The following is a 23,612-nucleotide window of genomic DNA, read 5'->3' as shown; positions in this document are numbered from 1 at the left end:
CGGCTCATGGTTTGAAGAGCGTGACGATGAGCCAGATGCCCGGCTAATTCTTGCGCCTGCCTGGCTTCAGGGCCGCCACAAGATTGGTGATCCTGCCCGCCTTGCGGTTGCGGATCTCGGCCTCGTTCTTGCGGCCCACCGCCGCGCGGACAAGTCTGGCGCCGAGATAACGCAAAGGCTCGGGCGGCAGCGACATGCGCCGCTCGATGCCGACCAGACCGCTTTCGCTCCAGCGATCCTTTCGCTCGAGCACCAGGCTCGCCAGAATGCGTCCGGCTATCGGCGTCTGCGCGATGCCGGTGCCGTTGAATCCCATGCCGTAGAAGATATTGGGATGATCGCGCAGGTGGTCGAAGACAGGAACGTGTTCAGGCACGCAGTCGATCGGCCCCGACCAGTCATATTCGATCGCCACACCGCGCAGCGACGGGTAGACCCGATGCAGCTCTCGCATATTGTCGCGGCCGTGCTCCGGGCTGCGGTTGAAGCTGGCGCCGAAATTTCCACTGAAGGCGACGTTGCCGCTGCCACGACCGAAGACCACCCTGCCCCCGATGGTGCGCTGGTAGTAGAGCACCTGGGCCTGGGAATCGCAGATCGAGGCACCGTCGCGCCAGCCGATGCTGTCGAGCAGTTCGGGAACGGCGGCAGTGGCAATCACCTCGCTGCCGACCACATAAAGATGCCGCCGCAGTTCCGGCAGCGCGGAAAGCCAGGCGTTGGCGGCAAGCACGATTTTGTCAGCCCGTACCGCGCCATGCGCCGTGCGCACCGTGCATGTCATGCCGGGTTCGATGGCGAGGACCGGGCTGCGCTCATGGATGATGACGCCGCGTGCCAGTGCCAACTTGCGCAATCCGATGGCAAGTTTGGCGGGATGGACCGTGCCGGCAGTGGTCTCGACCACGCCGACATAGGAGGCCGATGAACCGGTGCGGCGTTGAATGTCCTCGGCTGTCAGCGGGCTGAAACGGTTTTCTCCAACAGCCGCCGTCAAGGCCACGGCGGTCTCCCAAGCGCCTTCCTGCGCAATGGAGCTTGCTGTCCACAACCATCCGTCCAGCCTCAGGTCCATGTCTATGGTGCCGTTTTGCTGCAGCGTCTTCAGCTCCGCGATCGATGCCACCGTGTCGGCGCACAGCAGGCGCGCTTCCTCGAGACCGACGACCGCACTGATCTGGTCGATTTCGGCGAACCATGAATGGACCTGACCGCCGTTGCGCCCCGAGGCCCCCGATCCGCATAGATCGGCTTCAAGGATCACCACCCGCGTTTGCGGCGCCAGTTCAAGGATCCGCAGCGCCGTCCACAGACCGGTATAGCCGCCACCGACGATCACCACGTCGGCGCGCTCGTCGCCTCGCAATGGCTCGGTCGCAGGGGCGGCGGCAATGTCCTGCAGCCAAAACGACCGGTCAGATGCAAGCGCGACCGCAGGCTGCCGCAAACGAATTGTACTCACGCTTGGGCTCCCTGCGCATCGACAATGAAGCTGGCATATTTGGCTGGCAGCCAATCGGGTATCGGACGCGGTCTCTGGGGAAACCCGCCAAGATGGGTGCAGGTCTGCGCCGCCGCGATCGACGCCCTGTGCAATGCCTCCAGGGCGCCGAGGCCGCCGAAATGGAAGCTGGCGAGGAAAGTGGCAATGAAACTGTCGCCGGCGCCACACGTATCCACGACATCGACAAGGGTCGCCGGCGCATGCACGACATTCGTGCCATCGTCGAAGTAGGAGCCGCGTCGACCACAGGTCAAAACTAGCTGCCTTGCGCCGGCCGCCCTGAGCGCGCCCAGCGATGGCTCGATGGGAACATCGACATCGTCCGGTCCGGACGCAAACACAAGCGGGACACCGTCGAGCGGCAGCGCCATATGGGCAGTCGATAGATCGATGCTGAACGGCACATGGTCCGCCACCAATCGTTGAACAAGGTGCTTGTTGGCGTTGGTGCCGAGATGCACCCAGTCGGCCGCGGCGATGACCGCATAATGCGCGGGCGCCGGCATGTAGTTTTCGCCCACACCGAAGGATTCGTGCAGGAACTTCCGGTCGCCGGATTCATCGCGCAGCAAGGTGACGGCCGTATCGCCGCGACGCCGTTCGACGTCGTCCGGGGATAGGCCGGCACCTTGCAGTTCGGCAAGCACCACGTCGCCTTCGGGATCGTTCCCGACGGCGCCGAAATAGCGCGCGGACCAGCCGTTGCGCCGCCATTGCGCCGCGACATTCAAGGCGTTGCCGCCCACCGTCATCAAGTTGTTGGTCAAATAGGCATCAAGGCAATTGTCCCCGACCGCGATAAGCTTCTTCGACGTCATGCCGGCACCGTTGCGCAATTGAGGTATGGCGCGATGGCGCCAAGGCAGCGTGTCCAGGCTTTTACCGGATCGAGCGCGTAGGAGCCGTTGCCGAACGGCTCGAAGGTGAACTTTCCGGCATAGCCCAGGCGCGCGAGCTCGCTGACATAGTGGCCGAGCGGCAGCGTACCATCCCCCCACACCAGATGCCCGCCTGGTGTGCCGTCGACCAGATGGACATGCGCCAGCCGCGAGCCGAACAGGTCGACATAGCCGGCCACGGTGTCGCCGGCCGTGGCCATGGCGACAGTGTCGAGCACGACATCGACGTTGCCGGCGCCCACCTCATCCAGCATTTGGCGCAGGCCTGCCGCATCATTGACGAGGTTGCTCTCGAACCGCTGCAACGGCTCGAGCAGGCAGCGCACCCCGTTTGCGGCGGCGCGCCGGGCGATCTCGCCGATCGAACCGACCGCGCGGTCCCATGCCGGTTGCCGGGGTTCGCTCTCGTAGCCCCGGCCGGGCGTCAGGAAGAGATAGCGGGCGCCAAGCGCCGCGCAGATGTCGGCTGCACGCCAAAACCGCTCGATGCTGTCCTGGCGCAGTGCGGCGTCGCCGGAGGCAATGTTGATTGGATACAACACCTGCTCAGGCGTAAAGCACCAGGCCGACAGCTCGTTGTCGGCGAGTACCCGGCGAACGGATTCGACACGTGCGTCCGTGGCGTGGAACAGGTCCAGATGCTGGGCAATCCCCCACAGCTCGATCTCGCGCAGGCCAAAGCCTCGGATCGTCCTGGCGACCTCATCGAAGGGGAAGTGCTGGAAGCTGAAATTGGCTCCGATCAGCTGATGAGCAGCGAGCTGCGGCATGAAGGCTCCTTTCGGGAATTGTTATTTGCCGATGCCTTCGGCCAAGCCACGGATGAAGTAGCGTTGCGCGCCAAAGAACACGATCACGATAGGCAGCGCCGAGATCGTCATGGCCGCGAACACCACGGCATAGTTGGTCCCGTGGGTTGCCATGATCGACGTCAGTCCGACCGGCAGCGTCTGCACATCCGAGCCGCTCGTGAAGATCATGGCGAAGAGATATTCGTTCCAGGCGAACAGGACGTGCAGGATGACGCAGGAAATGATGATCGGCCGGCACAGCGGCAAGGTGATGCGCCAGAAGATCTGACCCTCGCTGGCGCCATCCATCGTCGCCGCCTCGTCGATGTCTTCAGGCAGATCCAGCATGTAGGCGCGGATGAGGAAGGTGGTGAACGGCACACGGAACGCCGTGTAGAGAATGATCAGCGCCCAGTAGGTGTTGTAGAGACCGAGCGCCTGCAACATCTTCACCAGTGGAATGATCGCCACGGTGGGGCTCAGCATCAAGCCGCCCAGAACGATGGCAATAACCAGCGGCTTTGCCGACATTTTGGTGCGGGTCAGGCCGAAGGCCGTCCAGGCGCTGATCAGGACGGTGCATATTGCCGAAGCGACGGTCACCAGCACCGAGACTGTCACGTAGCCACGCACGCCCTGGTTCCATGCCTGCATGTAATTGTTCCACGACCAATGGGTGGGCAGGGCGAAGGGATCGCCGAAGATCTGCGCATTGTCCTTGAAGCCGCTCAGCGCCATCCAGATCAGCGGATAGATGACGACGACACCAAGGCAGACCAGGAACGAATAGAGCAATGTCCTGGCGATGACCGACCACACGTTCCGGCTGCGACCGGCTGCGACCATCGCACTCATAGCTGCACCCGGCGGCGCTTGGTGTACCAGAGCTGTGCCGCACCTGTGAGCATGGTCAACATGAAGATGACGGCGGCGATCGCCGCGCCATAGCCGAAATTGTCCTCGATGAAGGCCTTCTGGTAGAGCCACGTGCCCAGCACCTGGCTGCTGTTGTTGGGCCCGCCTGCGGTCATCACCATAACCTCGTTGAACACCTGGAACGCGCCCGTGATGGTGACGATGATCATCAACCCCGTCATTTCCCGGGTGAGCGGAAAGGTGATGCTCCACAGGCGGCGAAGCGGACCCGCGCCGTCGATCGTTGCGGCATCGTAGAGGTCGCGCGGGATCTTCTGGATGGCAATGGCGAACAGCAGCGTCGAATAGCCAAAACCCTGCCATTGGCTCATGGCGATGATGGCATAGATGGCGGTGTGCTCATTGCCGAGCCAAGGCATGACGAGCTGGCTCAGTCCAACACGGCTGAGCGCGGCATCCAGCAAGCCGATCTGCGGCTGGTAGATGAAATAAAACAGCAGGCCGGTCACCGTGATCGAGATTGCCGACGGCACGAAATAGACGGCGCGCCACAGCCGGCGCCAGCTTTCGCTTTTCAGGTCCTCGATAATGGCCGCCAGCAGGAACGCGCCGAAGACCTGGAAGATGACGGAGATGAGAGCGTAGAGGCAGTTGTTCCACAGCGCCAGCAGCACGACCGGGTCATGCAGCAGCCGGTCGTAGTTGGCGAGGCCGACATTGGTGACCTCGCCGGTGTAGATGTCCTGGTCGGTGGTGCTGACGATGAAATTGTCGACGATCGGATAATAGACGAACCAGCCGATGAGGATGAGCGCGATCGCCGCCCATCGCAACGACAACAGGTTGGCGAAGCAGGCCCGCCGGCTCTTTGGCCGTTGCGGCCTGGCGACGCCGATGTCGGCGCCGCTGTCCACTGTGTCCGAGGCCCTTGCCATGCTCGCCTGCTTTATTTGGCCGCGGATGCGGCTTTGCGCACCTCGTCCATCACTTGCTCGGGCGTCATCGAGCCGCCCGCCAGCGCCTGCAGGCTGGACAGCCAGACGGCGGCGACGCGCGGTGGGTTGGCCGTATCCAGCCAGGGCATGAGGTATGAGGCGGCGTTGATATCCTTGAGGCCATCGACCACAGCCGCGCTCATGTTCGATTCCGAGGCGCCGCCGATGGTGGCGCTCGGCTGGCCATAGGGTGGCGCAGACAGCACCTGCGCATTTTCCTTCGAAGTCACGAACTTGATGAAATCGATCGCCAGCGGGATGTTCTTCGATGCCGCATTGATCATGTAGCCCTCCGGCGCGCCCTCGATCGACCTGGCGTCACCCTTGGCGCCGGCGGGCACCGGCAGCCGGAAGAATCCGAAATCGGCGGGCTTTAACGCCGACTCCGGTGTGGCGGCCTGATCGAACTCGATGATCTCCTGGTAGTACATGGCCGACTGCGCGTTGGTGAAGGCCTGGAGAGCCGAGGCATAGGATGTGCCGTTGACGCCGGCGCCATCGGTGCAGCGCTCGACAAGCTGGCTGAACTGCTTGAGTGCTGCGATATAGCCTGGGTCGGTGTATTGGGCGGTGGCCGGATCGAAGTCGCGTTCCAGCGTTCCCTGCGGCACGTTGTAGGCGAGCAGCTGGCCTGCAAAGTGGATTGCCGGCCAGGCCTCCTTGTTGCCGAAGGAGATCGGTGTCACGCCGGATTTGCGGATGGCGTCGCAGCTGGTCAGCAATTCCTCGAAAGTGCCGGGTGCCTTGAGGCTGAGCTTGGCGAAGATCTGCTTGTTGTAGCCCATGAACTTGGCATCCTGGTAAAGCGGAATGCCATAGAACTTGCCGTTGTATTGGAACGCCTTGACGGCGGCTGGAGACAGCGACTTGCCCCACTCGGTATCGGCAGCAATGACGGGCGTGAGATCAACGGCGCGATTGCCGCGCACGAAATTGCCACCCCAGCTGCCTGTCCAGGAGAAATAGATATCGGGCAGCGAGTTGGAAGCGACCAGCGTCTTGGTCTTGCCCTTCACGCTGTCGTCGCTCTCCTGGATAAGTTCGACCTTCACATCCGGATGGAGCTTCTCATAGGCCTGTGCCAGGTTGACGAAATACGGCGACAGCTGTTGCAGCCCGAACTTCGTCAGGACCGAAAGCGTGCCGGTGTATTCCACCTTGGCGTTTGGGTCGGCCGTGACAGCCGGCGAAGCGGCGGAACTGCCGCTTATCGACAACCCCAATGATGATACCGCGGCCACCGTGACCGCCACGATTTGCAGCGAACGTTTCATGGATAGCTCCTTCAGAGGTGAGAGGGGATCAATATTCCACGCGTTTGTAGTAGCGACGGGTGGTCAGCGGGTGGTTGCGCAGCACCTCGAGATGGGCGCTCAGCCGCTCGAGCAAGGTGGCGAGCAGAACCGGCGAGATCATGCCGCGGACCTTTGCGGAGATGCCCAGCAACTTGACCGAGGCCGCGTCCAGCGTGCGAACGCGGTCCGTGTAGCGCTTGGCGAAGTTCTCGACCCGGTCGGCCAGGGGCCGAAGGGCATCTTCGCCCTTGAACACGAAAACGCTGACGCCCGGCTCGACCAACTCGAGCGTACCGTGGAAGAAGTCGGCGGCGTGCACCGGGCGGGTGCGAATCCACTGCATCTCTTCGAGGATGCACATGCCGTAATAGTGTGCCTCCGGCCACACCGAGCCGGCGCCGGTGAAGATGTGATAGGTATCGTCCTTGATTGTCTGGGCCAGTTCGGCCGCCCTGTCCTCAAAGGCAGCCTTGGCGTCGGCAAGCAGATCCGGCAGCAGTTTGAGTTCGGCGACAGTGCCATCAAAATCATCATATTCGCCGCGCTCTTCCAGCAGGGCCAGGACGATCAGCAGCGTCTGCAGGTAGAAGGATTCCGACGAGGTGTCGTCTTCGGCGAAGTTCGTGAAATTGTGGTCAGCCTCCCGTGCGATTGGCGTATCCGAATGGCCGGTGAGCGAAATGGTGCGCACACCACGTTTTTTCAGAAAGGCCATGAGCTCGACGCCTTCCTTGGTCGTGCCCGACAAGGACGGGATGACCACCACGGCCTTGCTGTCGAGACCGGCGGGCGGATCGATCACGACCTGCGCCGGATAGGCACCGCTCACCGGGAAGGTGGAACAGCGCTGCGCCAACTCGATCGCGGGCAAGGTTAGAAGCTGCACGCCGCCGGTGCCCATGAAAAACAGCCGCTCGACGCCATGATCTGCCAGCAGTGTGCGCATCAGTGAGCGAACCTCACCTGCGACGGCGACGGCCCCGCTTTGGATCTTCACGAAGCGGTCCCTATCGAAGTTCAGCATGACGTTTTCCTTGTATTTCGCATGTTACAGGCCTCTAGCCCGCCTTAGGCGTCGGTGGGCCGTCTAGCTCGTTTCCCGATGTGAGATCGATCTCACAAGCAATAATGGGCACGCAATTTCGCCAATGGCAAGTCCTTTAGACGAAATTCTCCGAAATCGAGGGGTTTGCTCTTTAGCGCACAGCGCGCCGGGCAACCGATCCGCGTACGATCAAGCGGGTCTGAAATCGGGTACGGCGCGGTGCAACCTTTTTGCCGGCAAGCCGCTCCAGCAGGTATCTGGCGGCGAGCGGTCCGATCTCGGAGATGGGTTGCGCCACGACCGTTATCTGCGGATCGGTGAACGTGGCGAGGTTGAAGTCATCGAAGCCAACCACCGACACGTCATGCGGAATCGAGAGCCCCATTGAACGCAGGCCAAGAAGCGCGCCTTGCGTCATGAGGCTGTCCACCGTGAACAGTGCGGTGGGGCGATTGCGCCGGCTGAACAGGCGGATCGTGGCTTCGATGGCGTGCTCGACGGTCGAGCGCGATACGCCGATGAGCGCTTCATCGATTGCGATCCCATGCGAGTGGAGCGAGTTTTCGTAGCCAGCCAAGCGTTCCTGTGCCGTAAAGATGCGTGACTCGTCGCGCAAAAGACCGATCCGGTGGTGACCGTTGCCAACCAGATAGTCCACTGCCTCGCGTGCCCCGCCCTCGTTGTCGACGACGACGCTGTCGCATTGCAGGTCCTTTACCACGCGGTCGATGAGCACGATCGGTGCGCCTTCGCGGGCCAGTTGCACAATATGCTGGCTGTCGGTTGCAGACGTTGGGGCAAGGATGAAGCCGCGAATGCTGAGCGAGCGAAGGCTCTCAAGCAGTTCTTTCTCCTGTTCTACATTCTCCTCGCTGCTGGCAATCAGAAGATTGTGGCGGTGCTTGCGCAGTTCCACCTCTATGTCGTGCGCGATTCGGGCGAAGAACGGATTCTGGATATCGCCGGGCACGAAGCCTATGATCGGCAATTGTCCGCTGCGCAGCGCCTGCGCGACGAGGTTGGCCCGATAGCCCAGCCTTTCGGCTGCCTCAACCACGCGGAGCGCCGTCTCGTCGCCAACGTAACCATAGCTGTTGAGCGCCCGGGCGGCCGTGGCGCGCGACACCTTAGCCGCTGCGGCAACGTCCTTTAGTGTGATTCCTTTCTGGGCCACAGGTAACCGTCCTTCTTGGATCTGAACATTGCGTCAGATCATTCTCGGCTCGTCTTGCCGGCATCGTTGTGCGGCATATCGGACGATTCTCAAACTGCGAACATAGCTTTCGCAACTCCTTGCCACCTAATCGAGATACGCGCGCTGTTTGGCTATCTGGAAATTTGATCCACGAATGCACCTACATGTTGTGCAGTCAGTTCATTGCCTTGCACTGCCAGCATACGGCAATGAGTTCACGCCATGGTCCAGGCGGCCTCCCTGGCATCGATCATAACACCGATGGAGACGACTAGCCTTGCCGCCAAACTCGGTAGTGTGCTGAGAGTTCTGCAAATTCGCTGAGAGGGGGCGGTCATGGCAGGCTGGTGATTGTTCACGTCACCTGATTCCCGCGAAGGAACGCCACCATGACCAAGACTGAAGTTAAGACCGCCAGCGCTGCCGTCAAAGACATTTTGCTTTCGAACCCGGATGGATTGCACGAAGTGCTCCGTGCGGTGATGCAGGAGGTGCTTGAGGCCGAGATGGACGAGGCGCTGGGTGCCTCGAAGAGCGAGCGTACGCCCGAACGGCTTGGCTATCGCTCGGGCTATTACGGCCGCACCCTGGTCACCCGGGTGGGCAAGCTCGAGCTGCGGGTTCCACAGGACCGGGCCGGGCGCTTCTCCACCGAGCTGTTCGAGCGCTACCAGCGTTCGGAGCGGGCCTTGGTTGCGACGCTTGCGGAGATGTATGTGCAGGGCGTGTCGACCCGCAAGGTGAAGGCGATCACGGAAGAACTGTGCGGCCATGCCTTCTCGGCCTCGTCGATCTCGACCATCAACAAGCGGCTGGACGAGAGCCTGAAGGCGTTTGCCGAACGACCGCTTCAGGAGCCATTCCCCTACCTCATTCTCGATGCCCGCTACGAGAAAGTGCGTGAAGCCGGCATCGTGATGAGCCAGGCGGTGCTGATCGCGGTCGGTATCGACTGGGACGGAAGGCGCCAGATCCTGGCCGTGGAGATGGCCAATCGCGAGAGCCGCTCGGCCTGGAGGGACTTCCTCGTCGGCCTCAAGGCGCGCGGCCTCAAGGGCGTCGAGTTGGTCGTGTCCGACGATCACGCCGGCCTGGTGGCAGCGATCGGCGAGGTGATCCCCGAAGCCGCCTGGCAACGCTGCTACGTCCACTTCCTCAGGAACGCGCTCGATCATCTGCCCAGGAAGCACGGCGACGACTGCCTGCAGGAATTGCGCTGGCTCTACGACCGGCGCGATCTCGCAGAGGCCAGGGCTGATCTTGCCGCATGGCTTGCCAAATGGTCGGCACGCTATCCGCGGCTGACCACCTGGGCGGAAGAAGCCATAGAACAGACGCTGACTTTCTTCCGGCTGCCGCGTCAGCATCACAAGCACCTCAAGTCCACCAACATGCTTGAACGGCTCAACGAGGAAATCCGCCGGCGCACCTATGTCGTGCGCATCTTCCCGAACGCCGAAAGCTGCCTGCGCCTGGTCAGGGCGCTGGCCGTCGAAACCAACGAAAACTGGATGGAGGCCAACCGCTATATCAACATGGATGATCTGCGCGAGCACAAGAAGCTCGCTCTGCGCCAAGCCGCATGACCAGCATCATGGCTGCCCCATTTTGCAGAACTTGACGCACACACAACCCCAAACTCGTCCAGCGATTGGAGGCGAGCTTCCAAAAAGGGTCGAGCCAGACTCTCAAGGCCTGCTGCACAGAGAGCCACAGGCCGGGGGACTCTGAGCAAATCGGAAATCTGAGTCATTTGCTCGGAACCGTCCGCGTCATGCTGCTAACCGGTTTTGATCCTCCGGGGCTCCGCATTGGCAATAGCGACGAAAATGCTGTCGAGCAGATCCTTGTCGCGGAAGGAACTTGCCAAGCAAAGACACGTCGGCCAAGTACGCAAACAACGCCCGGAGACGAAGGCGCATCCGGCAGCACCCTTTTGGGCCAGATAGAGACTCAGAAACCCAAAGCTTTCATCTTCCCGCTATTGAAAACGGAGGGACTTGATCGTGACGCGTGCGCCCGACCATCCCCAACGGTGGGCTCCAAACTGATCGAAACTTCTCGTCGACCTTTGCAAGGTGATTGATCATCGGGGAGACCAAAGCCGAAACGCTGGGGTTGGTGTCTCCAGGGACGCTGAACGAAGCTTCAGGGAAAATCCCAAATCTGCCGATTTCCCTGGCGCTGACCGGACCGGAGGCACGAAAGGCCGCGCCCTTTCCGTGGGGTCGCTCCTCCAAACCGTTTGTCGCAATTTAGAGATGTTGCCTTGACCCCGCACTAGCGTCTACTGCATCTGCTAGTGGGAGCGTCACGAATGGCGAGAAAGTCTGTCCGACGCAAGTCAACGATTTATGATATCGCGGTGGCGGCAAAGTCGTCCCCGACCGCCGTCAGTCTCGTCCTCAATGGCTCGTGGCAACAGCACCGGATCAAGGCGGAAACCGCAGCGACCATCCTCAATTGGGCTGAGCGGCTTGGCTATGCTGTCAACCTCAAGGCACGAGGATTGCGGCTTTCCCGATCCGGACTCGCTGGAATGATCTTGCCACATTACCGCAATCGCTTCTTCGCCGGATTGGCCGAAGCCTTTGAAGCGGAATCCCGCGTCCACCGCTTGTGCCCGATCGTCGTCAGCACCCATCGCAATCCTGATAACGAGTTGAGTGTGACGGAAACCCTGCTGGCTCAGCAGGTGGAATTTCTCTTCCTTGCGGGCGTTCGTGACCCCGATCCGCTGAATGATCTGTGCCGGGCAGCGGGCGTCCGGTGCATCAACATCGATCTGCCAGGCCGCCGGGCTCCCTCAGTTGTTTCTGACAACTACGGGGGCGCCAAGGCGCTCACAGAGATCATTGTTCAGAAATTGAAAGAACGAGGGGGCTCCACCGAAGATCTCTTCTTCTTTGGCGGGGTCAGCGATGATGACGCAACACGTAGCCGTTTGATGGGTTTTCACGATGCGCTGGCAGCGCATGGGATTGTTACGGGCCCGGGCACGATTGACTGCTGCGGATACGCACCGACCAACGCTGCTCGGTCTCTCGCTGCACGATACGCTCAGCTTGGGCATCTGCCCTCAGGTATGTTCGTCAACGGCGTGACCGCTCTTGAAGGAACATTGCGGTTCACTTCGACACTAGCCTCAAGTGAGCTTGGACGGGTTGTTGTCGGAAGCTTCGACTGGGATCCATTCGCGGCGCATTTGCCCTTCGATGTGACCATGGTCCGACAGAATGTCGAGGTGATGATTGCTGAAGGATTTTCGCTTCTCGAGAATTATTCGATAGACCACTTTCCGCTGGTGACCGTACCGACCAGCTTTGGGCGAACCGGAGAGCATGACGGCGCCCAAGAAGATTGGGATTCGGCATCCAAATCGAGCATCGACCACTAGCAATTCTTTGTCACGAGACATCGTTGCAGAAGTTCAACTCCGTTCATCAGCACCTCGGATCTGGGTAGCACCGCCTCCACCCAAGGCTCGCGGGCGATCGCATGTCGTTCTACGGGTGCAGCCTGAGTGCGAAGGGCGGATCGTTTACATCAATCGAGAAATGTTTTTAGACGCTGGTGGCGTGACCGCCTTGCTAAATCTATTTAGCACCTTGACCGGCCGGCATTCAAAGTCTTTTATGGCGCGTTCTGGGAGGAATGCGGCGCCGAGTGCGTCAATGCCGTCGGGCACAAAGGGGTGGGCCAAACAAAGCCGACATGGGCAATAGGCAACTGAAAAACTCGTCAATCAGGGAGGAATTAAATGTTAGCAAAAACTATACTCGCGGCAGCGTTCGGCGCAGCCCTTTCGGTCGCCACAATGAATGCTGCGCTGGCAAAGGACGTCAAGGTTGGAGTTGTCGTGAAGATCGGCGGCATTCCCTGGTTCAATGCCATGGAAACGGGAATAAAGGAAAAGTCGAAAGAGCTTGGCGACGACGGCTTCATGGTCGGGCCGACCAGCGCCGACCCGGCACTTCAGGTCCGCGCGATCGAAGACCTGATAGCTCAGGGCGTCAGCGTAATTGGCGTCGTGCCGAATGATGCAAACGTTCTCGAGCCGGTTCTAAAAAAGGCGCGCGACACGGGCATCAAGGTCATAACCCATGAATCGCCAGACCAGGTGAACGCTGATTGGGACTTCGAAATGGTCTCGGCCGTTGGTTTCGGTGAGGCCCATGCCAAGCTATTTGCCGAGAAAATGGGCGGCAAAGGCAAGTACGTTGTGTACGTAGGTTCTCTTACTGTGCCCGCACACAATACCTGGGCCGATGCTGCAATCGCCTACCTGAAGAAGAACTTTCCCGACATGCAGATGGTTGGCGACAGATATGGCGTCGCCGAGAGCGCCGATGACAGCCGAAAGACGGCTCTGGATGTGCTTGCCGCCAATCCTGACCTCGGCGGCTTCCTGACGTTCGGCAGTCAGGGACCGATCGGCGCCGGACGCGCGATCGAGGAGCAGAAGCTTGGTGACAAGGTGGTTCTTGTCGGTTCATTCTCGCCTAGCCAAGGCAGCGCAATGCTCAAATCCGGCATTATTGACGGCGGCTATATGTGGAATCCTCTGGAAGCGGGCAAAGTATTCGTAACGATGGCTGATTTTCTGGCGGGCGGCGGTGAAATTACCGACGGCATGACGATCGAAGGTCTGGGTGTCGTTCACCCTGACTTCAAAACCGGCACCATCATCGTGGACGCTGTGCAGCCTATCACGGTCGAAACGGTCGATGGTCTTGCAGCCCTAGGGCTTTAGATGGCGGACCATGGCTGGCGTGCCGGGGTGGCAAATCAATCCCGGCACGCCCCATCCTTGTCATTTCAGAAGGGCCCGCCGTGAACCTCGTCGCGTCTACGACGCAGGACCTCCCATCGGTTCTGTCGTTTAGCAACATAAGCGTCACATTTGGTGGCGTTAGAGCCCTCCAGGATGTCGCCTTCGAGGTTCTCCCGGGTGAAGTGCAATGCATCGCCGGTGAGAACGGCAGCGGCAAGAGCACCCTGATCAAGGTAATCACCGGCGTTTGTCAGCCGCTAGCCGGCGCAAACATGTCGATCGCCGGAAAGTCTGTCGACATCATGTCGCCGGCTGCGGCGCGCAGCGCCGGGGTGGAAGTCATCTGGCAGGACCTCGCACTGTTTCCTGAAATGACAGTCGCGGAAAATATCGGGATCAGAACTGTCCTCGGCAACATGCCTCGGCTCGTCGATCATTCGCGCATTCGCGAGGTGGCGCGAGGGCTGTTGGCGCGGCTTGGCGCCGACCTCGATGTCGACGCGCCTCTGCGTAGCTTTGCAATCGCCCAACGTCAGATCGTCGCCATCGCCCGGGCGCTCGCCGGCGATGCGAAGGTTATTTTCATGGACGAGCCCACATCGTCGCTTACTCAATCGGAAACAGACCGGTTGCTCGCGATCGTTCGAACACTCTCGAATGAAGGCATGGCCATCGTCTTAGTCAGCCATCGCCTTGCGGAAGTTCTGGAGATCTCAAGTCGCGTCACCGTTCTGCGCGACGGTAAGGTCGTTGGGGTGTTCCCGACCGCCGGAATGACCCAATCACGCCTCACCGAACTGATGACCGGCAAGACGTTCGACCAAACCGTGAGCACGAGAAACCTTAGTGGATCACCCGTCGTGTTGAAGATCGATCGATTGACCCGCGCAGGCGACTATGACGACGTTTCGCTGACAATACGGCGAGGTGAAACGCTTGGCCTGACCGGGCTACTCGGCGCCGGTCGCACAGAACTCGCGCTTTCTATTTTCGGCATGCTGCGCCCAGACCGCGGCAGCATCGCACTCAACGGGACGGTTCTTCATCTGAACTCCAACCGCGACGCAATCCGCGCGGGTATTGGATATCTCTCCGAAGACCGCTTGTCCCTTGGTCTCATACAAGCTCAGTCCATCGCCGACAACGCCATTATCCCGGTGCTCGACAAGATCCTTGATCGAGGGCTGATCTCCTCGGAGAAGAAGGACGCGCTCGTCAATCATTGGATCGAGGAATTGGCGATAAAAGTCGGGCGGCAGACCGATGCGATTTCCACGCTCTCGGGCGGCAACCAGCAAAGGGTGGCCATCGCCAAATGGCTGGCGGTCGGCCTGAAACTGATCATTCTTGATTCGCCAACCGTGGGGGTGGACGTTGGCGCGCGGGCCGGCATCTTCGAGATTGTCGCCAAGCTCGCTGCCGAAGGCCTGGCGATTCTGCTGATATCCGATGAAGTGCCGGAGGTCTATTTCAACGCCGATCGTATCCTTCATATGGCTGCGGGCAAGATAGTCGCCGAATACGATCCGCACGCCATCCCGCTCGGCGACCTGGAAGCTGCCGTCTATGCGTAACCGCGGCAAGCTCTTCCGGGCTCATCCCACCGAGACATGGCTCGTTGTGGTTCTTCTCATCATGAGCGCAGGTCTCTCCGTTGCGAGCGACAAATTCTTCACCATTGCCAATCTCTTCAATCTGCTCAACACAAGCTCGACAAATCTGATCTTCGCGGTTGGGCTGCTGGTGGTGTTGATCGCTGGGGGCATCGACATCTCCTTCGCTGTGGCCGCGTCAGTGGTTCAATACGTTGTGGCGCTGGCTCTAGCCCAAATGGGAGGTGGTGATTGGTTCATCGGCCTCACCTTGGCGGCAATTGTCGGGATCGCCCTGGGTGCGGTGAACGCCGGCCTCATCTACTATTTCCAGATCATTTCAATCGTTGTCACCATCGCCACCTTCAATATTTTTTTCGGCCTTCTGATGTTCTTCACGCACGGTGTATCGATCTACAATCTGCCTGCATGGTGGACGCATCGCACTGTGCTTTTCGAGTTCCAACAGGCGAATGGCAATTGGGCCGAGCTAACACTGCCGGTTGCGATCATGGCGGTCTGCGTCGCCGCCACCTGGGGGCTTATCCGGTATACCACCACGGGACGGCAGCTATACGCTTTTGGCGATAACCCGGAGGGCGCCCGTCGCCTCGGTATCAACATCGCGGCGATGCACTTCATTGCCTTCGGCTGGCTTGGTTTGATGGCCGGGATCGCGGGACTTGTGCAGGTGCACTATTCCCAGGAAATCGTGCCCAACGCATTGGTGGGGCGCGAGCTGGACGTGCTGGCAGCTGTTGTCCTTGGCGGTGCCAGGCTGGGTGGCGGGCGCGGCACCGTGCTCGGTTGCATCCTTGGCGTGTTTCTTGTGTCGGTGACGCAAAACGGGCTGAACCTCCTCGGCATCTCTCCCTATGCTTTCAAGATGATCGTCGGGGCGATCATCTTGATTGCCATCACGCTGTCCAACGCGCCGCTCGGGCATATCCTCGCGGGCTTGCGGCAGAGGATGGGTACATGACGCAGCGCGTGCTCGAAACTGGAGCGCTACGGCACGGATTCTTGCGCCGTCTTGCCGGCACGTTGGGCGCCGAGAATATCGGACTTTTGCTGGCATTGATTTTGGTGATTGCATTCTTCGGATCTCTCTCGCCGCGATTCCTGTCCAAAGCTACCTTTGAATCGGTGGCCTTCCAGTTGCCTGAACTTGGACTGCTTACGCTCGCGATGTTGATGCCGATCATCTCGGGCGGCATCAATCTCGCCGTGACGTTCACGGCCAATCTCTGTGGCCTCACGCTCGCCTGGGTTCTTCAGGCCAACGGAGGACCGGACGCAAGCATCTATGCCTTTCTACTCGGTTCCGTTCTTGCGGTCGGCGTTGGCACGGCAAGCGGCTTGGTCATGGGCCCGGTGATAGCCTATACCGGCGCGCACCCCATCCTCGTTTCGCTCTCGGTGATGATTTTCCTGCGCGGCCTTGGCGAGTTTCTGACCCGCGGCGCCGATATTTCGGGCTTTCCCGAATTCATCCAGCCCCTGGGCCACGGCAGCATCGTCGGCATTCCTGTCCCGCTGCTGATACTGCTCGGCGCAGTCATCGTCTGGCATGTTTTGATGACCCGAACCAGGCTTGGCTTTTCAAACTATATGGTCGGCTCCAACATCGAGGCGACGCGCTATTCCGGCATCTCGACGCGACGCGTGATCATTCTGATCTACGCGCTGTCTGGCGCCATGTGTGCGTTGGCCGGCATTATCATGATGGCACGATTCAATTCCGTCCGTGTCGGCCATGGCGAGTCCTATGTGCTGATTACGGTGCTTGCCTGCTTTTTGGGCGGGGTGAATCCGTTTGGCGGCTTCGGCAAGGTCGTTTCGGTCTTCCTAGCCCTCATCGTTTTGCAGTTGCTTTCTTCGGGACTGAATCTCTTGGGCGCCAGCCAGCACCTGGCCACAGCCATTTGGGGCATCATGCTGATCGGCGTCATGATCTTGCGGTGGGCTGCCGGGCAGCTCAATTTCATGAGGATAACACGATGAAGGGTTTTGGCGTTCATACGAGCATGTGGACGAGTGGTTGGTCCGTAGAGGGCGCCGAGCACACTGTAGCGGCGGTGAAAAAATACGATCTCGATTTCATTGAAATTTCGCTGGCCGATCCATTTTCTTGCGATGCCGATCACACCCGCAAGCTGCTGGCGGCAAATGGCATGCAGGCGGTGTGCTCGCTAGGGTTGCCCGAATATGCGTGGGCATCGCGCCACCCACAGGAGGCGATTGACTTTCTCAAGGTTGCTATCGACAAGACGGCCGACATCGGAGCCCAGGCGCTGTGCGGCGTAATCTATGGCGGCATCGGCGAGCGTACTGGCGTGCCACCTACCCAGGACGAACTTGATAACATTGCGAAAGTGATGACGTCCGCCGCCGCGCAAGCCAAGTCTCGCGGCGTCGAACTCGGTGTCGAAGCCGTGAACCGTTACGAGAACCACATCATCAACACCGCGGCTCAGGCGGTGGCACTAATCGAGAGAGTCGGCGCCGACAATATGTTCGTGCACCTTGATACCTACCACATGAATATCGAGGAAAAGGGCATGGGCAACGGCATTATCACCGCCCGCGATTACCTCAAATATATCCACCTCTCCGAGTCTGATCGCGGCACCCCGGGCGAGGGCAATTGCAATTGGGATGAGACGTTCGCAACGCTGGCCGCGATCGGCTTCAAGGGCGGGCTCGCGATGGAGAGCTTCATCAACATGGATCCGCGTCTGGCGTTTGGCCTCAGCGTGTGGCGTCCGGTGGCCGAGAGTGAAGCGGTTGTGATGGGCAACGGTCTGCCGTTCTTGCGCAACAAGGCACGGCAGTACGGGCTGATCGCATAAGTTACATCACCATGCGAGATCGAAACTCGGCACATCATGAGCCGACTGCATCGACATTACGGCGACTGCCTTTGAAGCAGGAGCCGCTCGAGAGGCAATATTGCGGCGTTTTAGATCCCGGCCTTCGGCTGCCCCCCGGGCGCAAGCAGCCAACCGGTCGGCGATCGCAACTGCCGCGAACATCTATTTCACCGGCTCGGGCATCGCAGCGCTACCTTCGGCGGCCGCGAGCCGGCCCCGCATCAATTCGCGGCGCTTTCGGAACTCTGCGTATTCCTGGTCGGCCAGTACCCCGATCAGGATCACCGATCCACTCACGGCAAAGTTGAGTGAGGAGGGAATGCCTAGAAGATTGACAAGGTTTTGAAGCACCTGCAGCAAGATCGTTCCGAGCACCACACCAATGATTGAGCCTTCCCCGCCCCGCAACGAGAACCCTCCAAGGACGGCGGCGGCGATCGCGTAGAGCTCGTAGAAATTGGCGTGCGAGCTTGGCAGGATCGAGCGTGTGTACATTGCGAGAAAGATGGATGACAGCGCCGTCAGCCCGGCGCAGATCACATAGGCGCAGATGATAACCCGGCCGGTACGGATTCCCGAAAACCGCGCGGCCTCTTCATTTTTGCCGACGGCGTAGAGGTATAGTCCGAAGGCGGTACGGTGCAGAACGACCAACATCACCGCCGCCAGGACAAGCAGGAAGACAAAAGAATGAGGAATGGGAATGGAGGTAGGCATTGTTGGTAAGAACCGAAACCAGATCGGTGCGACCGGTGGTGAGATATTCCAGATCCTCGAAGCGGGTTTCGTAGGGAAAGCCTGCCGTCGCATCTTGCGTGTTGCCCTGCTGCTCGCCGGCATGAAGATCGCCCGCACCATCCTGCGTCAACCGGCCCTGCAGGCGGTGATCGCCGAGGAGCTGTCGCCGGGCGGGGCCGCCGACCTTTCCGATCAGTCCATAACAGACCACATCCTCGAACACGCCAAGACGGTTTATCACCCCTGCGGCACCTGCCGGATGGGCACCGATGACCAGGCGGTGGTCGACCCGCAATTGCGCGTGCGCGGCGTGCCGCGCCTACGCATCTGCGACGCCTCGATCATGCCGCGTCTCATCAGCGGCAACACCAACGCGCCGGTGATCATGATCGCCGATCGGTGCGCCGATTTCATCCTCGGCAGCGCTTAGCGAGAAACGGGCAGCCCAGAGAAATCCAGGCTGTTTTGAGACGGTGTATCTGTCCAGCGCATGCAGCGACTTGTCGCGACCGAAACCGGACAGCTTGACGCCGCCGGGCGGCACGGTGATGTCGGCGCCGCCATACATTGCATAGGTCCTATCAAATCGAGACTGGGATAGCGATGCCAACGCGCTGCTGTTGGCCGCCAGAAAGCTGGTGCGGATACGCCTGGAGAAATTCAGGCGATGCAGGCAGCTTCACCAGACGCAGCAGTTCCAGCAGCATCCATGACGGCGCCGAAGTCGCGCCCGGCTTCCAGATCATCGCTGAGCCGGCCACACGCCCGGCCACTCGGTCTACCTCGCAAACTACGGCAAGGAACAGCGCATGATTTCGGCCGACACGATGTATGTGCCAGCGCTGCTGGCGCCGCATCCGGAGTGGCAAGGCAGCTACGACCAGGACGGGCCGATGGCGATCACCACGCGGCACAAGCTGATCTATCGCGTGATCGCCGACAACATCCGGATCTCGGGCGGGGGGCTCTCAGAGAGAGTTCCTGCTATTGCTGCTGCAGGCCGGTGATCATGGCAATGATCTCGTTCTTATCGGTCTTCGCGGTCTCGCGAATTCCAATCTGCTTGCCACGCCTGAGAACACAGATGCGGTCGGAGAGCTTGAAGACCTGGTCGAGGCTGTGGCTGATGATCAGGATGCCGACATTGCGCTGCTTCAGAGACTGGACGATAGACTCCACCCGGGCGGTTTCGGCAACGCCCAGCGCCGCCGTCGGTTCATCCAGCAGGATCAGCTTGCTTGCCCAATGCGTGGCGCGCGCGATCGCAACGCCCTGGCGCTGGCCGCCGGAGAGATCGCGGATGGTGGCGTGGGCGGAGGGGATGCGCACGTCCAGTTCCTTCACCAGTTTCTCGGTCTCGTCGATCATGCGGCGGCGGTCGAGCAAACCGAGGCGGTTCAGCGGCTCGCGGCCGAGGAACATGTTCATGTAGACCGTCTGCTGGTCGGCCAGCGCCAGGTCCTGGTAGACGACCTCGATGCCGTGCGCGCGCCCCATGGTGGCATTCGACATCGTCACCGGTTTTCCTTCGATGACGATGGTGCCGGACGAGGGCGGGTGGACGCCCGAGACGATCTTGACCAGCGTCGACTTTCCGGCGCCGTTGTCGCCGACGAGTGCAACGATCTCGCCCGGGAAAACCTCGAGCGAAAAACTCTCGATCGCGGTGATGCCGCCGAAATTCTTGCGAATGTCGTGCAGCTGAAGGATGGGCGCGCTCACCGTCATGTGTTTCTCCTAGACTGGCCAGGCATAGGGTTCACCGAAGCCGTTCTCGATGGTTTCCACTTTCGGATTGTCCGTCGAAATGCCCGACACGCCGACAATATGGGCGCGGGTGACGAAGGCCTGGCCACGGAAGCCGAACACGGCGCTGTCGCCAGGCTTCGGCGCGTTCGCGCCGGCGGCATCGATCATGGCGTAATAGTCGATCGCCGAGGGCGGCGGCACCTCGACGCTGCGCAGTGCCGAGCCTGCCGTCGTCGGTTCAGCCGAGACGATCGCCTTGACGTCGTAGTCGGGGAAGATCGGATCGATGTAGAAGCCGCCGCCAAGGCAATAGGCCTTGCCGCCGGAGAGATGCGAGACCTCAGTGAGATAGAGCACCGCCGGAAGCTCCGGCAAATCTTCCATGACATGCAGCGCGGTGGTGCCATGCAGTCCATTGCCGGGCTCGCACTGCGTCGCGCCAGCCTCGGCGAGTGCCGCCAGCATGACACTCGACGTGGTGCCCGGCGCGTTGATCCCAATGTCCTTGCGGCCTGCCTTAGCCAGCGCTTCCGCAGCTTTCGCGAGCGTCGCCAGATTGGGGGTCGGCAGCACTTTTCGCGAAGCATGGTCGAACAGCAGAGCAGGGAAAGTGGTGATGCCGGCGAAACGGCCGCCTTCGACGGCATCCAGCCGGTCGGCGACATCGATAATGTCGGCGGCATTGAAACCGCCTTCATGGCCGCGATAGAAGATATCGCCTTCGGCGGCGATGCGGGCCAGCAGGTCCTGCACATAGCCGGCCGCCTTGGCGCCTGTTGCCGCTTCCCCAGCCTTGGTAGCGTTGAACACGGTCCAGTAGTCCGGCTTGAAGGTTTTCGCCGCAGCCGCCGCTTCGAATTTTGCGACCTGCTGGAGATGGCCGAGATGGCCAAGCTTCATGCCTGCCTTGTGGGTGGCGCGGGCGCAAGCCATGTCGACGGCGACCGCGCGGTCAATGCCGCCGCGCATCACAGCCCGGCAGAACGACGAGGAGCGGCCGACCTGCTTGGTCATGGCGAAGATCTTCAGGCCGTTGCGGTTGGCCTCGCTCTTGAGAACCCGCGCATTGGCCTCAACCGTGTCGAGATCGAGCACATAAGCATTGGCCGGCAGCTTACCTTGCTGATGCAACCGGATAGCTGATTCGATGAAGGCGGGGTTGCGGCGGCGCAGAATCTCGAGAAACATGGATGGCTTCCTTCAGCGGTTCTTTTCGCGCAGCGACACGGCGACTGCGGTCAGGATAATGAGGCCGCGCACGATCATCTGGTCGGAGACCGACAGGCCCATCAGGATCAGGCCGTTGTTGAGCATGCCCATCATCAACGAGCCGACCAGCGCGCCGACCACGGAGCCCTTGCCGCCATTGAGCAGCGTGCCGCCGACGATGACGGCGGCGATGACCGTCATCAGGTCGGTTTCGCCGAGAGTATATTTCGCCGCCTGCAGGCGACCGGCATAGAGCAAGCCGGCAAGACCGGCGAGCCCGCCGCTGATGGTCAGCACGGCGAGCCTGATCCTGGGCACGCTGATGCCCGATACGCTTGCGGCGCGGGCATTGTCGCCGGTCGCCAGCACATGCGCGCCGAAACGGGTTTCGCGGAACACCAGGTGGCCGATGGCCACGGCAATCACCGACCACCAGACGAGTGAGGGGACACCGAGCAGCGAGCCGGAACCGAAGAAGCCGGTGAACGCTTCGTTGGCCACCGAGATCGAGCGAAGGTCTGTCATCGAACGCGAAACGCCGGCGAACAGGCCGAGCGTCGCCAGCGTCACCAGGAAGGAGGGCAGCCTGACATACGCCACCAGCACGCCGTTGATGACGCCGATCAGCAGGCCGGCGCCGAGGCCGGCGACTATCCCTGCCGGCATGCCGTACGCGTTGATGGTGACGGCGGCTGCAAGGGCCGCCACCGCCACGATCGAGCCGATCGACAAATCTATTTCGCCGGCCGACATGACGAAGACCAGGCCGATGGCCATGATCGTCACCGGCGTCGTCTGCAACACGATGTTCGATAAGTTTCGGACGGTGAGGAAGCCGCTGTCCCTCAGCACAATGGCGAAGAACAGGAAGATCGCCAGGAAACCGAGGTAGACGACATATTGCTGCAGATTGAAGCGGCTGGCGAAGCTGCTACCGGCGCTGGTGTTGGCACTGGACATTTTATTCCTCCGGTGGTGAGCGCTTCGCCTCGAGCCTATTTCACCGCGTCCGCGATAGCCGCCGGTACGTCCCTGTTGAGGGACTTCCTCCAACCGTCCTTCACCGTGTCCTTGGTGACGGCGATGGAATCTACGGCATAGAATGGTTCGGCCTTCTTGCCGACCAGAGAACCTGCCGAGGCGCGCGCCAGCGTCACGCCAATGCTGTAGGCCTCGTCGGCGACGAGGGCCGCGATGTTGCCGCCCTTGACCATGTCGAGCGCGGCAGGCTCATTGAGGTCGAGCGTGACAATCTTGGTGTGCGTGTTGCCGGCACCGCGCAAGGCCGAAAGCACGCTCAGCGCCGGTTCGGCCCAAGTGACATAGATGCCGTCCAGGTCCGGATGCTGGGTGATCATCGCCTGGGCGATGTCTTCGCTGCGCGCCGGGTCGGCCATGCCGGCCTCGGCCTCGATCTTCATATCGGGATAGTCCTGCTCGATGGTCTTCTTGAAGGCCTGGTCGCGCTGGTTGGTGACGTAGAAGTCGGCATCGTGGAAGATGTAGCCGACCTTGCCTTTCTTGCCGAGCGCCTCGGCCATGGCGATGCCGGCCTTGTTGCCCATCTGAAAGAGATCGTCGGAGACGATGGTGACATAGTCCCTGCCCTGCTTGTAGCCGGCCGGGGAATTGTCAACGAAGCCGAGCTTGACGCCGGCCTGGCGTGCCGGATCGTAGACCGAAGCTGCGGTCGCCGGATCGACGGGAAGCGACAGGATGATCGACGGCTTTTTGGCCATCACCGTCTCGATATCGGCCTTCTGTCGCGCGGCGTCGAAACCGGCATCGGTCTGCGCCACCACCTCGATGCCGAGGCGCTTGAATTCGTCATGGGCGCCGGCGTTGACGGCGTTGGTGTATTCGCTCATCTCGTGCCAGACGAGGGCGGCGGTGAACTTGCCGTCCTTGATCTGCTGCTCCTCGGCCGGCGTCAGCGTAAGACTGCTCGCCGGCACCGGCTTTTCACCGTTCGGTCCTGTGGTGACGCCTTCAGCGGCGAAGGCGTGCATGGCTAGCAGGCTCGCCACTGTCGTTATGATTACAGATGCTTTGCGCATGTCCCGGTTCCCTTTTTGTT

The 23,612-nt window shown here is 60.8% G+C and carries 20 protein-coding genes and 3 pseudogenes; 9 read left to right on the top strand and 14 right to left on the bottom strand.

Annotation, left to right across the window (positions count from 1 at the left end; genetic code table 11):
- Positions 1-43 precede the first annotated feature (43 nt).
- The 8 genes from NKK52_RS00875 to NKK52_RS00840 form a co-directional block, all read right to left on the bottom strand.
- On the bottom strand, positions 44-1,516 hold the full coding sequence (locus NKK52_RS00875) for an NAD(P)/FAD-dependent oxidoreductase (RefSeq protein WP_245263073.1): 1,473 nt from the start codon (positions 1,514-1,516) through the stop codon (positions 44-46).
- Complete coding sequence (locus tag NKK52_RS00870; RefSeq protein WP_023682775.1) at positions 1,459-2,322, bottom strand: PfkB family carbohydrate kinase; 864 nt, start codon at positions 2,320-2,322, stop codon at positions 1,459-1,461. Before NKK52_RS00870 ends, NKK52_RS00875 begins: the two co-directional genes overlap by 58 nt.
- Entirely contained in the window at positions 2,319-3,173 is an 855-nt protein-coding gene (locus NKK52_RS00865; RefSeq protein ID WP_023682776.1) for a sugar phosphate isomerase/epimerase family protein, read from the bottom strand. Before NKK52_RS00865 ends, NKK52_RS00870 begins: the two co-directional genes overlap by 4 nt.
- Positions 3,174-3,194: 21 nt before the next feature.
- The gene (locus tag NKK52_RS00860) at positions 3,195-4,049 is read right to left on the bottom strand and encodes a carbohydrate ABC transporter permease (RefSeq protein ID WP_023682777.1); all 855 of its coding nucleotides are present in this window, start codon (positions 4,047-4,049) and stop codon (positions 3,195-3,197) included.
- Positions 4,046-5,005 (bottom strand): carbohydrate ABC transporter permease, encoded by a 960-nt coding sequence (locus NKK52_RS00855; protein ID WP_023682778.1) that lies wholly within the window; start codon positions 5,003-5,005, stop codon positions 4,046-4,048. Before NKK52_RS00855 ends, NKK52_RS00860 begins: the two co-directional genes overlap by 4 nt.
- Before the next feature lie 11 nt (positions 5,006-5,016).
- Positions 5,017-6,339 carry an ABC transporter substrate-binding protein gene (locus NKK52_RS00850; RefSeq protein ID WP_023682779.1) on the bottom strand — a complete coding sequence of 441 codons (1,323 nt, stop codon included), beginning with the start codon at positions 6,337-6,339 and terminating at the stop codon, positions 5,017-5,019.
- A gap of 28 nt (positions 6,340-6,367) precedes the next feature.
- Complete coding sequence (locus tag NKK52_RS00845) at positions 6,368-7,384, bottom strand: SIS domain-containing protein (protein ID WP_023682780.1); 1,017 nt, start codon at positions 7,382-7,384, stop codon at positions 6,368-6,370.
- Between the two features lie 172 nt (positions 7,385-7,556).
- Entirely contained in the window at positions 7,557-8,579 is a 1,023-nt protein-coding gene (locus tag NKK52_RS00840) for a LacI family DNA-binding transcriptional regulator (RefSeq protein ID WP_023667745.1), read from the bottom strand.
- A gap of 410 nt (positions 8,580-8,989) precedes the next feature.
- On the opposite strand from NKK52_RS00840, the gene NKK52_RS00835 reads away from it, so the two are divergent.
- The 7 genes from NKK52_RS00835 (at position 8,990) to NKK52_RS00805 (ending at position 17,818) form a co-directional block, all read left to right on the top strand.
- Positions 8,990-10,186, top strand: coding sequence for an IS256 family transposase (locus NKK52_RS00835; protein WP_352628116.1), 1,197 nt, complete (start codon positions 8,990-8,992; stop codon positions 10,184-10,186).
- Between the two features lie 731 nt (positions 10,187-10,917).
- Positions 10,918-11,997 carry a substrate-binding domain-containing protein gene (locus tag NKK52_RS00830; RefSeq protein ID WP_023681800.1) on the top strand — a complete coding sequence of 360 codons (1,080 nt, stop codon included), beginning with the start codon at positions 10,918-10,920 and terminating at the stop codon, positions 11,995-11,997.
- A 363-nt stretch (positions 11,998-12,360) separates the two neighbouring features.
- Positions 12,361-13,353 (top strand): substrate-binding domain-containing protein, encoded by a 993-nt coding sequence (locus NKK52_RS00825; protein WP_023681801.1) that lies wholly within the window; start codon positions 12,361-12,363, stop codon positions 13,351-13,353.
- A gap of 80 nt (positions 13,354-13,433) precedes the next feature.
- A complete protein-coding gene (locus tag NKK52_RS00820) occupies positions 13,434-14,948 on the top strand; it encodes a sugar ABC transporter ATP-binding protein (protein ID WP_023681802.1) in 1,515 nt (504 codons plus the stop codon).
- Positions 14,949-15,009: 61 nt separating this feature from the next.
- On the top strand, positions 15,010-15,948 hold the full coding sequence (locus tag NKK52_RS00815) for an ABC transporter permease (protein ID WP_502902977.1): 939 nt from the start codon (positions 15,010-15,012) through the stop codon (positions 15,946-15,948).
- Positions 15,945-16,970, top strand: coding sequence for an ABC transporter permease (locus NKK52_RS00810; protein ID WP_023667740.1), 1,026 nt, complete (start codon positions 15,945-15,947; stop codon positions 16,968-16,970). Before NKK52_RS00815 ends, NKK52_RS00810 begins: the two co-directional genes overlap by 4 nt.
- Complete coding sequence (locus NKK52_RS00805) at positions 16,967-17,818, top strand: sugar phosphate isomerase/epimerase family protein (RefSeq protein WP_023681804.1); 852 nt, start codon at positions 16,967-16,969, stop codon at positions 17,816-17,818. The genes NKK52_RS00810 and NKK52_RS00805 overlap by 4 nt, the downstream gene beginning before the upstream one ends.
- Positions 17,819-18,001: 183 nt before the next feature.
- Here NKK52_RS00805 and NKK52_RS00800 read toward each other — a convergent pair.
- Positions 18,002-18,683: pseudogene (locus NKK52_RS00800) on the bottom strand (ABC transporter permease); the annotation flags it as partial.
- On the opposite strand from NKK52_RS00800, the gene NKK52_RS00795 reads away from it, so the two are divergent.
- The gene (locus NKK52_RS00795; protein ID WP_023692322.1) at positions 18,678-19,007 is read left to right on the top strand and encodes a GMC oxidoreductase; all 330 of its coding nucleotides are present in this window, start codon (positions 18,678-18,680) and stop codon (positions 19,005-19,007) included. The pseudogene NKK52_RS00800 and the gene NKK52_RS00795 overlap by 6 nt on opposite strands.
- 166 nt (positions 19,008-19,173) lie before the next feature.
- Here NKK52_RS00795 and NKK52_RS00790 read toward each other — a convergent pair.
- Positions 19,174-19,278, bottom strand: a pseudogene (locus tag NKK52_RS00790) (peptide ABC transporter ATP-binding protein); the annotation flags it as partial.
- Between the two features lie 4 nt (positions 19,279-19,282).
- On the opposite strand from NKK52_RS00790, the pseudogene NKK52_RS00785 reads away from it, so the two are divergent.
- Positions 19,283-19,536 (top strand): annotated as a pseudogene (locus NKK52_RS00785) (MBL fold metallo-hydrolase); the annotation flags it as partial.
- 25 nt (positions 19,537-19,561) lie between these two features.
- Here NKK52_RS00785 and NKK52_RS00780 read toward each other — a convergent pair.
- Genes NKK52_RS00780 through NKK52_RS00765 form a run of 4 tightly spaced genes read right to left on the bottom strand, consistent with a single transcriptional unit; the run spans position 19,562 to position 23,592 of the window.
- Positions 19,562-20,305: an ATP-binding cassette domain-containing protein gene (locus NKK52_RS00780; RefSeq protein ID WP_023681808.1), complete on the bottom strand. Its 744-nt coding sequence runs from the start codon at positions 20,303-20,305 to the stop codon at positions 19,562-19,564.
- A gap of 9 nt (positions 20,306-20,314) precedes the next feature.
- Complete coding sequence (locus tag NKK52_RS00775; RefSeq protein WP_023681809.1) at positions 20,315-21,514, bottom strand: alanine racemase; 1,200 nt, start codon at positions 21,512-21,514, stop codon at positions 20,315-20,317.
- A 12-nt stretch (positions 21,515-21,526) separates the two neighbouring features.
- Positions 21,527-22,495, bottom strand: a complete 969-nt coding sequence (locus tag NKK52_RS00770) for an ABC transporter permease (RefSeq protein ID WP_023681810.1) — start codon at positions 22,493-22,495, stop codon at positions 21,527-21,529.
- Between the two features lie 35 nt (positions 22,496-22,530).
- A complete protein-coding gene (locus NKK52_RS00765) occupies positions 22,531-23,592 on the bottom strand; it encodes a substrate-binding domain-containing protein (RefSeq protein ID WP_023681811.1) in 1,062 nt (353 codons plus the stop codon).
- Positions 23,593-23,612 lie beyond the last annotated feature (20 nt).

This window comes from Mesorhizobium sp. C277A (genome assembly GCF_040324395.1).
Taxonomy (GTDB): Bacteria; Pseudomonadota; Alphaproteobacteria; order Rhizobiales; family Rhizobiaceae; genus Mesorhizobium.
The sequence above is the reverse complement of the archived record's forward strand: the minus strand, read 5'-3'. Positions and strand labels throughout refer to the sequence as shown.